We start from the raw sequence: 11,612 nt of genomic DNA, 5'->3' as shown, positions 1-11,612 counted from the left end.
TCGCGGTGGCGGCCGCGGACGTGGCGGTGGGGTTGAGCCTGCTGGACGCCCGGGTCATCGCGGGCGACGCGGACCTCGGTGCCCTCGTGGTGGACGGCGCCCGGCGCCAGTGGCGGGACCAGATCGCCTCGCGGTTCGACGACCTCGTGGCCGCGGCGGTGGCCCGGCGCCAGCGTTCCGGCGTGATCGCCCACCGCAGCGAACCGGATCTCAAGAACGGCGTGGGGGGACTGCGCGACTCCCAGTTGGTCACCGCACTCGCGGTGGCTCATCTCAGCGACGGGCGGCCGGTGGTCCCCGGTGGGTTGACGGCCGCGCACCGGCTCGTCCTCGACGCGCGGACCGAGCTCCACCGGGTGAGCGGGCGGCCCCGGGAAGTGCTTCACGCGGAGTACGGGGACGAGGTGGGGCAGGCACTCGGGCTGGGTGACCGGTTCGACCTCGCCCGCGCGCTGAGCAACGCCTCGAGGACCATCGCCTTCACCGCGGACCAGGCCATCCGGGGGTCGTGCGCGTCGCTCTCCTCGCGTGGTCTGACCGGTCTGCTGCGCAGATCACCGGTCCGCAGACCACTCGACGACGGGGTGGTGGAGCACGCGGGGGAGGTGGCGCTCGCGAGGAACGCCCGCGTGGCCGAGGACCCGTGGCTGCCCCTCCGGGTGGCTGCGGCCGCCGCCAGATTCTCCCTGCCCGTGGCCGGCTCGACGCTCGGGGTGCTGGTGGAGCGCTCACCGGTTCCCGAGGGGCGGTGGCCGGCCGAGGCGCTGTCGGACCTGCTCGTCCTGCTGGGGTCCGGTGAGGGACAGGTGCCGGTCATCGAGGCGCTGGACCGCAGTGGCCTGTGGGAGCGGATGCTCCCGGAGTGGTCGGGCGTACGGGACCTTCCGGCACGGGACCGGGCCCACGTCTACACGGTCGACCGGCACCTGGTGCAGACCGCGGTGGAGGCGTCCCGGTTGACCACCTCGGTGGCGCGTGCGGATCTTCTCCTGTTGTCGGCGCTCCTTCACGACCTGGGAAAGAGCCGCGAGGGCGACCACAGTGAGACGGGCGCCGAGATGGTCGGGCCGATCGTGCGCCGCATGGGTCTCGACCCTGCCGATGTCGACACCCTGGTCAGGATCGTCCGGCATCACCTGCTGCTGGCGGTAACCGCGACCAGGCGTGATCCCTCGGATCCGGCGACGGCCGACTCGGTGCTGACCACGCTCGAGCAGGACGCGACCGCCTTCGACGTTCTCGCCACCCTCACCGAGGCCGACTCGCTGGCCACCGGGCCCACGGTGTGGACCCCTGGCCGGGCCCGGGCACATTCGATGCTGGTCGACGCGTGCCGGGACCGCCTGGGATCGCAGCCCGGCGCCGTGGAGGCCCCGACCGTCGACGCCACCCGCCCGCACGGCCCCCCCGATGTGGTGGTCGAGATGCGACCCGCGGGGACGGGGACCAATCACGAGCTCACCCTCGTCGTGCCCGGCTCGGGGAAGTCTCTCGCGGTGACGGCGGAGGTGCTCGCCGCACACCGGCTGGAGATCGTCGACGGGGAGATAGACCTGCGACCGCCCGGTGGGGTGCGCGCCAAGATGACGGTGTCCACCCGTTTCGGGGATCCCGTGGACCCGAAAGTGCTGCGCCAGGACCTGCGCCGGGCGGTCGACTCCGGGGTGGCGGCGTCCCTGCGGGCCGCGCTGGCACGCAACGCCTCGCGGATGATCGGCCCGCCCCAGGCCAGGTCGTCGGTCCTGGTGAACCGGCGGACGGACGCCGAGGGCATTCTGCTCGAGGTCAGAGCGGAGGACAGGCCGGGGCTGTTCGCGAAGGTCATCGCGGCGATCCTGGCCAAGGGGGCGAGGATCGACTGGGTCGTGGTGCGGACACGCGGTGCCGCGGTCGAGGACGTCTTCGCGCTGTCCGGCCCCGGAGCCGTACTCAGCACGGCGACGGAGGTGGAGTCCCTGCTTCCCCGGCGTGATCCCGCGACGCCCGGCGTCGGGCGTGCCGATACCCTGTGATCAGTCGTCGTCGACGACGCCGGGGACACCACGCCCCCGGCCCGCGACCCAGGGAGCTGTAGCCGTGTTCGATTCCTTGTCCGATCGCCTGGCAGGTGCGCTCAAGGACCTGCGCGGGAAGGGGCGGCTCAGCGACGCCGACATCGATGCGACCGCGCGCGAGATCCGCCTCGCGCTGCTCGAGGCGGACGTCGCGCTGCCCGTGGTGCGCACCTTCATCTCCCGCGTCAAGGAACGGGCCAAGGGCTCGGAGGTGTCCGAGGCCCTCAACCCGGCGCAGCAGGTCGTCAAGATCGTCGACGCGGAACTGACCGCGATCCTCGGCGGTGAGGCCCGCCGGATCGAGTTCGCCAAGCAGCCCCCCACGGTGATCATGCTCGCCGGCCTGCAGGGTGCGGGAAAGACCACGCTCGCGGGCAAACTCGCGCACTGGCTCAAGGGCCAGGGGCACACGCCGCTCCTCGTGGCCTGTGACCTCCAGCGACCGGGTGCGGTCGATCAGCTCCGCATCGTCGGTGAGCGCGCCGGCGTGCAGGTTTTCGCCCCCCATCCCGGGACGTCGGTCGGGGGCGACGGAGAGGACGTCGGGGTCCAGGAGCCGGTGACGGTGGCCCAGCGGGGTCTCGCGCATGCCCGCGCCAAGATGCACGACGTCGTGATCGTCGACACCGCCGGCCGGTTGGGTATCGACGAGGAGCTCATGGCCCAGGCCAGGGGCATCCGGGACGCGGTCCAGCCGGACGAGACCTTCTTCGTGCTCGACGCGATGATCGGCCAGGACGCCGTCATCACGGCGGAGGCCTTCCGCGAGGGTGTCGGCTTCACCGGCGTCGTCCTGACCAAGCTCGACGGTGACGCCCGTGGTGGCGCCGCCCTGAGCGTCCGCGAACTCACCGGCATGCCGATCATGTTCGCCTCGAACGGGGAGAAGCTCGAAGACTTCGACGTCTTCCACCCCGACCGCATGTCGAGCCGGATCCTCGGCATGGGCGATGTGCTCTCGCTCATCGAGCAGGCCGAGACGGTCTTCGACGCCAAGGACGCGGAGAAGACCGCGGCCAAGATCGGATCGGGGGAACTCACCCTCGAGGACTTCCTCGACCAGATGCTGATGATCCGCAAGATGGGCCCCATCGGCAATCTCCTTGGGATGCTGCCCGGCGGCAAGGACATGAAGGCGGCCGTCGGGGACATCGACGAGAAGTACCTGGACCGCATCCAGGCGATCATCCGGGGGATGACACCGGCCGAGCGGGCCGACCCCAAGATCATCAACGGATCCCGCCGCCAGCGCATCGCCAAGGGCTCCGGGGTCACGGTCACCGACGTCAACCAGTTGGTGGACCGGTTCTTCGAGGCCCGCAAGATGATGAGCCGCATGGCCGGCCAGATGGGTATGCCCGGAGCCGGGCGGAAGAACCAGCGCAAGGGCAAGAAGGGCAAGGGCAAGGGCAGGGGACCGACGCAGCCCAAGAACCGGGGAATGATGCCCGGTGGGATGCCGGGGATGCCGCCCGGGATGCCGGGGATGCCCCCCGGGGGGATGCCGGACCTCTCGCAGATGCCGCCCGGACTGGACAAGCTGCCGCCGGGACTCGAGGGGATCGACCTGAACGACCTCAAGTTCCCCAAGCGCTGAGGTCCCGGGCGCGGGCCGCGTCCGGCGAGCGCCGACCCGGCAGCCGGGCGATCGCCGATTGGTACCGGCGGCGCCGGGGCGTTTAGACTGGTGCGCTGGACGCCGTCACCGGTGGGTCCCGCCGCGGTAGTCGCGGACGGTGCCCGCGCCGAGCGGCGGTCACCCGGAAGGCGAAACCGGGCCCCGCAACACGTGCGGGTGTCGCTGAATCGCCACGTGACCCGCAAGAGAAAGCGAGACGCCACATGGCCGTCAAGATCAAGCTCACCCGCCTCGGCAAGATCCGTAACCCGCAGTACCGGGTGGTCGTGGCCGATGCCCGCACCCGTCGCGACGGGCGCGCCATCGAGACGATCGGGCTCTACCGTCCCAAGGAGGAGCCGAGCTTCATCCAGATCGACTCCGAGCGTGCGCAGTACTGGCTGGGTGTCGGCGCGCAGCCGACCGAGGCCGTCGAGTCGCTGCTCAAGATCACCGGTGACTGGCAGAAGTTCAAGGGCATCGAGGGCGCCGAGGGCACCCTCCGCGTGGCCGAGCCCAAGCCCAGCAAGCTGGACCTGTTCAACAAGGCGCTCGAGGAGGCCCAGGGCGAGCCGTCCGCCGAGGCCATCACCACCAAGCGCAAGGCCGAGAAGGCCAAGCAGGCCGAAGAGGCCAAGAAGGCCGAGGATGCGGCGGCCCAGGCCGCAGACGGTGAGTCCGCCGAGGCCGGGCCCGCCGACGCAGAGAACGCCGAGGCCTGAGTCCGATGGGTGACATGGTCGTCGACGCCGTCGACCATCTCGTCCGCGGTATCGTGTCGGATCCCGATGCGGTCTCGGTCAGGGCGAGCGGCGGTCGTCGCGGCACCGTGATCCGTGTGACCGTGTCGCCCGACGATCTCGGGCGCGTGATCGGCCGCGGCGGCCGTACCGCGTCCGCGATCCGGACGATCGTCTCCGCCGTCGGCGGTCCGGACGTCCGGGTCGACGTGGTCGACACCGACCGCTAGTCCCCCTCGGACCCCACCCGCACCGGAAGGACGTCATGGAACTCGTCGTGGGCCGCGTCGTGAAGTCCCACGGGGTCCGCGGTGAACTGGTGGTGGAGGTGCGGACCGACTCGCCCCGCGAACGATTCGCGGTGGGCGCGCGACTGCTGGGCCGCACCGGCAAGGGGCGGACCGCCACCGACCGCGACGTCACCGTGGAAGCCGCCCGGGATCATTCCGGGCGGCTTCTCGTGCGTCTGGCCGGCGTCTCGGATCGGGATTCCGCCGACGCGTTGCGTGGAATGCTCCTGATCGTCGACTCCGAGTCCCTACCGGACACCGGGGACCCGGACGAGTTCCACGACCACCAGTTGGTCGGCCTGACGGTACTGGACACCGGCGGGGCGGAGCTCGGCGAGGTCACCGAGGTCGTGCACACACCGGGTGGGGAACTTCTCTCCGTGCGTCTGTCCAGTGGATCGGACGCGCTGGTGCCCTTCGTCGCCCGGATCGTCCCCCGGGTGGACGTCGCCGCCGGTACCTGCGTGATCGATCCGCCGGAGGGGTTGCTCGACCTGGGGACCCCGTGACCGGGCCCGACGACCCGGTCGTCGCCCCACGGATGCGGCTCGACGTCGTCACGGCGTTCCCGGACTATCTCTCGCCCCTGCGCCTGGCACTGCCCGGGCGGGCGATCGACCGCGGAATACTGGACCTGCGGGTCCACGACCTTCGCGACTGGGCTCACGACGTGCACCGCTCGGTGGACGACACCCCGTTCGGTGGCGGCCCCGGCATGGTCATGCGGCCGACGGTCTGGGGCGACGCCCTCGACGAGTTGGTGCCGCCGTCCGCGGACTCCGCCGCGGAACGGCCCCTGCTCATCGTGCCCACCCCCGCGGGACGACCATTCACCCAGGCCGATGCCCACAGGTACGCAACACGCGATCACCTGCTCTTTGCCTGCGGTCGGTACGAGGGAATCGATCAGCGGGTGATCGACGAGGCCTCGACACGGATGGACGTGGAGGAGGTGAGCATCGGCGACTACGTCCTGATCGGGGGAGAGGTGGCCGTCCTGGTGATGGCGGAGGCCGTCGTCAGACTCCTCCCCGGAGTGCTGGGCAACCAGCGCAGTCACGAGGAGGACTCCTTCTCTGACGGCCTGCTCGAGGGCCCGAGCTACACCCGGCCCGAGGTGTGGCGGGACCGGCCCGTCCCCGCGGTGCTCAAGAGCGGCGACCACGCGAGGATCGCGCGGTGGCGGCGCGAGGAGTCACTCCGGCGCACCGCACAACGCCGCCCCGAGCTGCTCGACGGGGCTGATCTCGGACCCGCGGACCTGGAGACCCTGAGGTCCGTCGGCTGGCCTGAGCGCACCGACTGATTTGGGGTCGGCCCGCCGGGAATGGCACACTAGCGAGGTTGATCATCCGGGCGCACCCGTGCGTCCGCGGACGGTCGCGCTGATCGGGGCACGAACCGGTCGACCCGCCTGACGGCGGGCGCCAGGGTCCTCTGTCCTCAATTCCTGACATCCGAGGAACACAATGAACACTCTCGACTTCATCGACAACAAGTCGCTCCGCGACGACATCCCGGCGTTTCGCCCCGGCGACACGCTCGACGTGCACGTCAAGGTCATCGAGGGCTCGAAGGAGCGCGTCCAGGTCTTCAAGGGCGTCGTGATCCGTCGCCAGGGTGGTGGCGTCCGCGAGACCTTCACCGTCCGCAAGGTCTCCTTCGGCGTCGGCGTCGAGCGCACCTTCCCGGTCCACTCGCCGACCATCGACCACATCGATGTCCTGACCCGCGGTGACGTCCGTCGCGCCAAGCTGTACTACCTCCGTAACCTCCGCGGTAAGGCCGCGAAGATCAAGGAGAAGCGCTGAGCATGTAGGGCGAGTCGGACTCGGCCGCCGTCTGCGATGGCCGATCGACTACGCTCGTCCGGGTGAGCAGCACCGAATCACCTGGACAGAACCCCTCCGAGCCGGGCCCCCGAGAAGACGGGGACCCGGCTCGAGGCGTGGGTGGAGGTCGTCGCCACGCGCGCGCCGCCGAGAAGAAGGGCCAACCCTGGTACATCGAGATTCCCATGCTGGTGGTGATCGCACTGGTCCTGGTGTTCGTCTTCCAGACCTTCGTCGGGCGGGTCTACCAGATCCCGTCGGAGTCGATGGAGCCCACGCTGCACGGGTGTGCCGGCTGCACGGGTGACCGGATCTTCGTGGACAAGATCTCGTACCGGTTCGGCGATCCGCAGCCCGGGGATGTCGTGGTGTTCGAGGGGCCGGATTCCTGGAACCAGGGGTACCAGTCCATCCGGTCGGACAACCCGGTCATCCGGACACTGCAGGACATCGGCGGTGTCATCGGCGTCGTCCCGCCCGACCAGAACGACATGGTCAAGCGGGTCATCGCGGTGGGCGGTCAGACCGTGGGCGGGTGCTCGCCGGACGGGGGCCTCCTGGTGGACGGTGAGCCGCTGGACGAGCCGTACCTCAACGCGGACCCCGCCGTCGATCGTAATCCGCTCAACTGCGCGTTCGGGCCTGTCACCGTTCCGGAGGGCAACTACTGGGTGATGGGCGACAACCGGAGCAATTCGGCGGACTCCCGCTACCACATGGGCGACGAGTTCCAGGGCACCGTTCCCGAGGGGAACATCATCGGCAAGGTGCAGGCCATCATCCTCCCGTTCAACCGGATCGGGTCCGTCCCCTCACCGGACATCACCGCGGGGTGAGCCCGGTCCGACCGGGCCGGGTGAGGGTGACCCGGCGTGACGGACGGCTGGCGCTCGAGGCGGCCCTGGGACGGCGCGGTCTCGGGCCGGTCGCCGGTGTGGACGAGGCCGGGCGCGGTTCGTGCGCGGGTCCACTGGTGGTGGCGGCGTGCGTGCTGGGTGGCCGTCTCACGGCGGATCTCGCCGACCTGGACGACTCCAAGAAGCTGTCTCCCGCGACCCGGGAGCGCCTCCACGACGCGGTGTTGCGCAGAGCCGTCGCGGCGTCCGTGGTGGTGATCGAACCGGACCGCATAGACGAGCGCGGGGTCCACCGGTGCAACCTCGAGGGAATGCGCCGCGCGGTGGCAGCCCTCGACCCGCCGCCGGGCTTCGTCCTGACCGACGGGTTCGCCGTGGACGGGCTCGGATGCCAGTCCACCGCGGTGATCGGGGGCGACGAGGTCGTCGCATCGATCGCCGCCGCGAGTGTCCTCGCAAAGGTCACCCGGGATCGGATTATGGTGGACCTCGACCCGAGGTACCCGGGCTACGGTTTCGCCGCCCACAAGGGGTACAGCACCCCGGGTCACGCCAGGGCGATCGAGCAGCTCGGTCCCAGCGACATCCACCGGATGTCGTACGCCAACGTCCGTCGCGCCGCCCAGGCGCATTCGAGGAGCAGCACTAGATGAGCGCCGAGGATCTGGAGAACTACGAGACCGAGATGGAGCTCTCGCTGTACCGCGAGTACCGCGACATCGTCGGCCAGTTCACCTATGTCGTCGAGACGGAGCGGCGCTTCTATCTCGCCAACGCGGTCGAACTGATCCCGAGGTCCGCGGACGGCGAGGTCTACTTCGACGTCCGGATGTCCGACGCCTGGGTGTGGGATATGTACCGGCCTGCACGTTTCGTCAAGTACGTGCGGGTCCTGACCTTCAAGGACGTCAACATCGAGGAGCTGGACAAGCCCGAACTCCGCCTCCCGGAGTAGGGCTCGACAGCTCGTCCTCCACACCCTCCCGCGCCTCCACAAGCAGCGCCCGGCCCGGTCCGTGTCCAGCGGATCGGGCCGGAGTCGTCCGGCATGGTGAGCCGCGGTGGCCCGGATGGGCCGGGCTGCCGGGGAGGGGCTCGCGATGGCGGGGGACAGGGCGGGATCGGTCGCCGGCACGCACGGGGGCGACGGTCGCCGGCGGACCGGGGCGATCGGGGAGGCGCACGCCGCGGGGCTGATCGAGGCGCGTGGGGGCGCGGTGATCAGCCGGAACTGGCGGAGCCGGACGGGGGAACTCGACCTGGTCGCCCTGGACGCAGGGGGCCGGTTGCGTTTCGTGGAGGTCCGCACGCGGACCGGCACCGGGTACGGGACACCGGCCGAATCGGTGACGGCCGCAAAGCGGCGCCGTCTGCGCCAGTTGGCGGGGGAGTGGCTGGCGGCCAATCCGGGCCCCTGGCGGCAGGTCTGCTTTGACGTGATCGGAGTAGACCTGGCCGACTCCTCCCGTCCACGCCTCGAGCTGTTCGAGGACGTGTTCTGAGATGGCGCTCGGACGGACGTGGGCGGTGACTCTCTCGGGGATCGGCGGCCAGCTCGTCGAGGTCGAGGCCGACGTCGGGCGCGGGCTTCCCGGCGTGAGCATCGTGGGGATGGGTGACGGCGCGGTCATGCAGTCCAGGGAGCGGATGCGGGCGGCGGTGGTCAACTCGGGCCTGTCCTGGCCGAAGGGAAAGGTGGTGCTCTCGCTGTCGCCGGCGGCCCTGCCCAAGCGCGGGTCGGGGTTCGACGTGGCACTCGCGGTCGGGGCGCTCACCGCGTCCGGAGAGCTCCCGGCCGGCGGGTTCGAGGGCACACTCCTGGTCGGCGAGCTGGCGCTCGACGGTCGCATCCGGCCGGTCCGCGGAGTACTCCCGGCGGTGCTCGCGGCGCGAGAGGCGGGTCTGCGACGGGCGATCGTCCCGGCGTGCAACCTGGCCGAGGCGAGGCTGGTGGGCGGCATCGACACGGCGGGGGTGGAGTGCCTGGCCATGTTGGCGACGTGGAGCCGGGGTGCGGGTGACCTGGTCACCGTGGCCCCGGAGCCGTCCGCCGCAGATGCGGACGACGGAATGGACCTGGCGGAGGTGCACGGCCAGGACGACTGCCGTCGCGCCGTCGAGGTGGCGGCGGCCGGTGGGCACGCGATGCTGCTGCGGGGTGCGCCCGGGACGGGCAAGACCATGTTGGCCCGACGTCTGCCCGGTCTGCTCCCGGATCTCGGTGAGCGGGACGCGCTCGAGGCCACGGCGATCCACTCGGTGATGGGCCGTCTGTCGGATAATGACCCGCTCCTCCGGCGCCCACCGTTCGTCGCCCCGCATCACACCGCCTCGGCGGCGTCGCTCGTCGGCGGTGGGACCAACACCGCCACACCCGGAGCCGTGACCCTCGCGCACCGGGGGGTGCTCTTCCTGGACGAGTGCGCCGAGTTCTCCGGAAGGGTCCTCGACAGCCTGCGGACCCCACTCGAGGACGGGGAGGTCCGGATCGCGCGTCGGGACGGGGTGTCGGTGTTCCCCGCCCGATTCCAGCTGGTGATGGCGGCGAACGACTGCCCGTGCGGCTCACCGCGACCTTCGGACTGTTCGTGCACTCCGGACGCACGGCGCCGCTACGGAAGGGCCCTGACCGGCCCGCTGCGCGACCGGGTGGACATCCTGGCCCGGACGATGCCGGTGGGGTCGGGGCTCTTCGCGGTCGGTGAGGAGGAGGACAGCGCCGCGGTGCGGGACCGGGTGGCGGCGGCGAGAAGGGCCGCCGCCGAGAGGTGGGCGGCGTGTCCGGGCGCCGCGGGTGCGCGGACCAACGCCGGTGTCCCCGGGAGGGTACTGCGGGCCGGGCGTGGATTGGATCCGCGCGCGCTGCGCCCCCTCAACCGCTCCCTCGCACTCGGGGTGTTGTCTCCCCGTGGTGTGGACCGCTGCCTGCGGTTGGCGTGGACGGTCGCCGATCTCGACGGTGCGGGGGTGCCCGGGGAGGCACACGTGTCCGAAGCGCTGGTCTTGAGAGGGGAGGACTGATGGTCGGTGAGGGCGACATGGTGGTGGCGCCGGAGGTTCGGCGGGCGTACGCGTACCTGGGGGCGGTGACCGAACGCCCGACGGCGGAACTGTGGGATCTGGTGGACCGGGTCGGGCCGGTGGAGGCCGGTGACCGCATCCGGTCCGGCCGGGTGTCCGCCAGGCTGGCGGAGCAGTCGGAGTCCCGCCGTGACCGGGTGGACGGTGCGGCGCTCATGGAGGCCGCCGGCGAGGTCGGCGCGCACCTGGTGGTTCCCGGGGACCCGGGGTGGCCCGCGCAGGCCCTCGAGCCGTTGGACAGGCCGAGGTGGCTGCGGACCGGCGGCCGGGGCGGGGTGGCCACGGCGCTGCGCCCGCTGGGCCTGTGGTGGCGGGGTGCCGCGGATCCCGTGCGGACGCTCGGGAGATCCGTCGCCGTGGTGGGCACCCGTGCCCCCACCTCGTACGGAAGAGCGGTGACCGCCGACCTCGCCTCCGGCGTCTGTGCGGGGGGGTTCACGGTGGTCTCCGGGGGCGCGTTCGGGATCGACGCGGCAGCCCACCGTGCGGTCCTCGGCGCGGGAGGGAGCACGATCGCGGTCCTCGCCGGGGGAGTGGACCGGTTCTATCCCCGCGGCAACGACGGGATGCTGCAGGCGGTCGCGGAGTCCGGCGCGGTGGTCTCGGCCCAGGCCCCGGGTACCGGGGTGACCCGGTACCGGTTCCTCGACCGGAACAGGCTCATCGCGGCTCTGGGCAGGGCGACGGTGGTGGTCGAGGCGGCCGCCCGCAGCGGCGCGCTGAGCACCGCGGCGTGGGCGGCTGCCCTGGACCGTCCTGTGGGCGTGGTTCCGGGCCCGGTCACCTCGGTCGCGTCGGTAGGGTGCCATCTGCTCGCGCGTGACAGGGGAGCGGTGCTGGTCACCAGGACGGCGGACGTGGTCGAGCTGGCCGGCGACATGGGGGAGACCGCCGACCCGCCCCACGGGCGTTCGAGCACCTGGGACGGGTTGGACGACGTGACCAGGCGGGTCCTGGAGGCGCTGCCCATCACCGGTGGGTCCGCACCGGCCGAGGTCGCGGCATCCGCGGGGACGGCGCCGAGTGTCACCCGCGCCGTACTGGGCCGGCTACTGTCCGCGGGCGCGGCGGTCCGCGGTCCCGAAGGGTGGCGCAGATCCGGGGACGGCGGCGTCCAGCTGACGATCCCGGTGGCGTGAG

Annotated in this window: 13 protein-coding genes; all 13 read left to right on the top strand. The window is 71.5% G+C overall.

Annotation, left to right across the window (positions count from 1 at the left end; genetic code table 11):
- Nucleotides 1–2,012: [protein-PII] uridylyltransferase (locus H483_RS29885; protein WP_017836985.1), on the top strand; the 2,012-nt coding region annotated here is incomplete at its 5' end.
- Nucleotides 2,013–2,076: 64 nt separating this feature from the next.
- Nucleotides 2,077–3,651 (top strand): signal recognition particle protein, encoded by a 1,575-nt coding sequence (gene ffh / locus H483_RS29880; protein WP_017836984.1) that lies wholly within the window; start codon nt 2,077–2,079, stop codon nt 3,649–3,651.
- A gap of 245 nt (nt 3,652–3,896) precedes the next feature.
- Nucleotides 3,897–4,394, top strand: a complete 498-nt coding sequence (rpsP, locus tag H483_RS29875; RefSeq protein WP_017836983.1) for a 30S ribosomal protein S16 — start codon at nt 3,897–3,899, stop codon at nt 4,392–4,394.
- 5 nt (nt 4,395–4,399) lie between these two features.
- Entirely contained in the window at nt 4,400–4,642 is a 243-nt protein-coding gene (locus H483_RS29870; protein ID WP_017836982.1) for an RNA-binding protein, read from the top strand.
- 35 nt (nt 4,643–4,677) lie between these two features.
- Nucleotides 4,678–5,211, top strand: a complete 534-nt coding sequence (rimM, locus tag H483_RS29865; protein WP_017836981.1) for a ribosome maturation factor RimM — start codon at nt 4,678–4,680, stop codon at nt 5,209–5,211.
- A 32-nt stretch (nt 5,212–5,243) separates the two neighbouring features.
- A complete protein-coding gene (trmD, locus tag H483_RS29860; protein ID WP_081615193.1) occupies nt 5,244–6,008 on the top strand; it encodes a tRNA (guanosine(37)-N1)-methyltransferase TrmD in 765 nt (254 codons plus the stop codon).
- 163 nt (nt 6,009–6,171) lie between these two features.
- On the top strand, nt 6,172–6,513 hold the full coding sequence (gene rplS / locus H483_RS29855) for a 50S ribosomal protein L19 (RefSeq protein WP_017836979.1): 342 nt from the start codon (nt 6,172–6,174) through the stop codon (nt 6,511–6,513).
- 62 nt (nt 6,514–6,575) lie between these two features.
- Nucleotides 6,576–7,370, top strand: a complete 795-nt coding sequence (lepB, locus tag H483_RS29850) for a signal peptidase I (RefSeq protein WP_371204379.1) — start codon at nt 6,576–6,578, stop codon at nt 7,368–7,370.
- The gene (locus H483_RS29845) at nt 7,367–8,044 is read left to right on the top strand and encodes a ribonuclease HII (protein ID WP_017836977.1); all 678 of its coding nucleotides are present in this window, start codon (nt 7,367–7,369) and stop codon (nt 8,042–8,044) included. Before lepB ends, H483_RS29845 begins: the two co-directional genes overlap by 4 nt.
- Nucleotides 8,041–8,346, top strand: coding sequence for a DUF2469 domain-containing protein (locus H483_RS29840; RefSeq protein WP_007632861.1), 306 nt, complete (start codon nt 8,041–8,043; stop codon nt 8,344–8,346). Before H483_RS29845 ends, H483_RS29840 begins: the two co-directional genes overlap by 4 nt.
- Before the next feature lie 145 nt (nt 8,347–8,491).
- Nucleotides 8,492–8,893 (top strand): YraN family protein, encoded by a 402-nt coding sequence (locus tag H483_RS29835; RefSeq protein ID WP_042329861.1) that lies wholly within the window; start codon nt 8,492–8,494, stop codon nt 8,891–8,893.
- A gap of 1 nt (nt 8,894) precedes the next feature.
- Nucleotides 8,895–10,412 carry a YifB family Mg chelatase-like AAA ATPase gene (locus H483_RS29830; RefSeq protein WP_017836975.1) on the top strand — a complete coding sequence of 506 codons (1,518 nt, stop codon included), beginning with the start codon at nt 8,895–8,897 and terminating at the stop codon, nt 10,410–10,412.
- The gene (gene dprA / locus H483_RS29825) at nt 10,412–11,611 is read left to right on the top strand and encodes a DNA-processing protein DprA (protein WP_017836974.1); all 1,200 of its coding nucleotides are present in this window, start codon (nt 10,412–10,414) and stop codon (nt 11,609–11,611) included. The genes H483_RS29830 and dprA overlap by 1 nt, the downstream gene beginning before the upstream one ends.
- The last annotated feature ends 1 nt before the right edge of the window (nt 11,612 follow it).

Source organism: Dietzia sp. UCD-THP (genome assembly GCF_000349585.1).
GTDB lineage: Bacteria > Actinomycetota > Actinomycetes > Mycobacteriales > Mycobacteriaceae > Dietzia > Dietzia natronolimnaea_A.
The sequence above is the reverse complement of the archived record's forward strand: the minus strand, read 5'-3'. Positions and strand labels throughout refer to the sequence as shown.

Excerpts from the sequence above, each read along its gene's own strand:
- H483_RS29830 (WP_017836975.1), top strand. The coding sequence starts at position 8,895 with ATGGCGCTCGGACGGACGTGGGCGGTGACTCTCTCGGGGATCGGCGGC.
- H483_RS29840 (WP_007632861.1), top strand. The coding sequence starts at position 8,041 with ATGAGCGCCGAGGATCTGGAGAACTACGAGACCGAGATGGAGCTCTCG.
- rplS (WP_017836979.1), top strand. The coding sequence starts at position 6,172 with ATGAACACTCTCGACTTCATCGACAACAAGTCGCTCCGCGACGACATC.
- rimM (WP_017836981.1), top strand. The coding sequence starts at position 4,678 with ATGGAACTCGTCGTGGGCCGCGTCGTGAAGTCCCACGGGGTCCGCGGT.
- H483_RS29870 (WP_017836982.1), top strand. The coding sequence starts at position 4,400 with ATGGGTGACATGGTCGTCGACGCCGTCGACCATCTCGTCCGCGGTATC.
- trmD (WP_081615193.1), top strand. The coding sequence starts at position 5,244 with ATGCGGCTCGACGTCGTCACGGCGTTCCCGGACTATCTCTCGCCCCTG.
- H483_RS29835 (WP_042329861.1), top strand. The coding sequence starts at position 8,492 with ATGGCGGGGGACAGGGCGGGATCGGTCGCCGGCACGCACGGGGGCGAC.
- dprA (WP_017836974.1), top strand. The coding sequence starts at position 10,412 with ATGGTCGGTGAGGGCGACATGGTGGTGGCGCCGGAGGTTCGGCGGGCG.
- rpsP (WP_017836983.1), top strand. The coding sequence starts at position 3,897 with ATGGCCGTCAAGATCAAGCTCACCCGCCTCGGCAAGATCCGTAACCCG.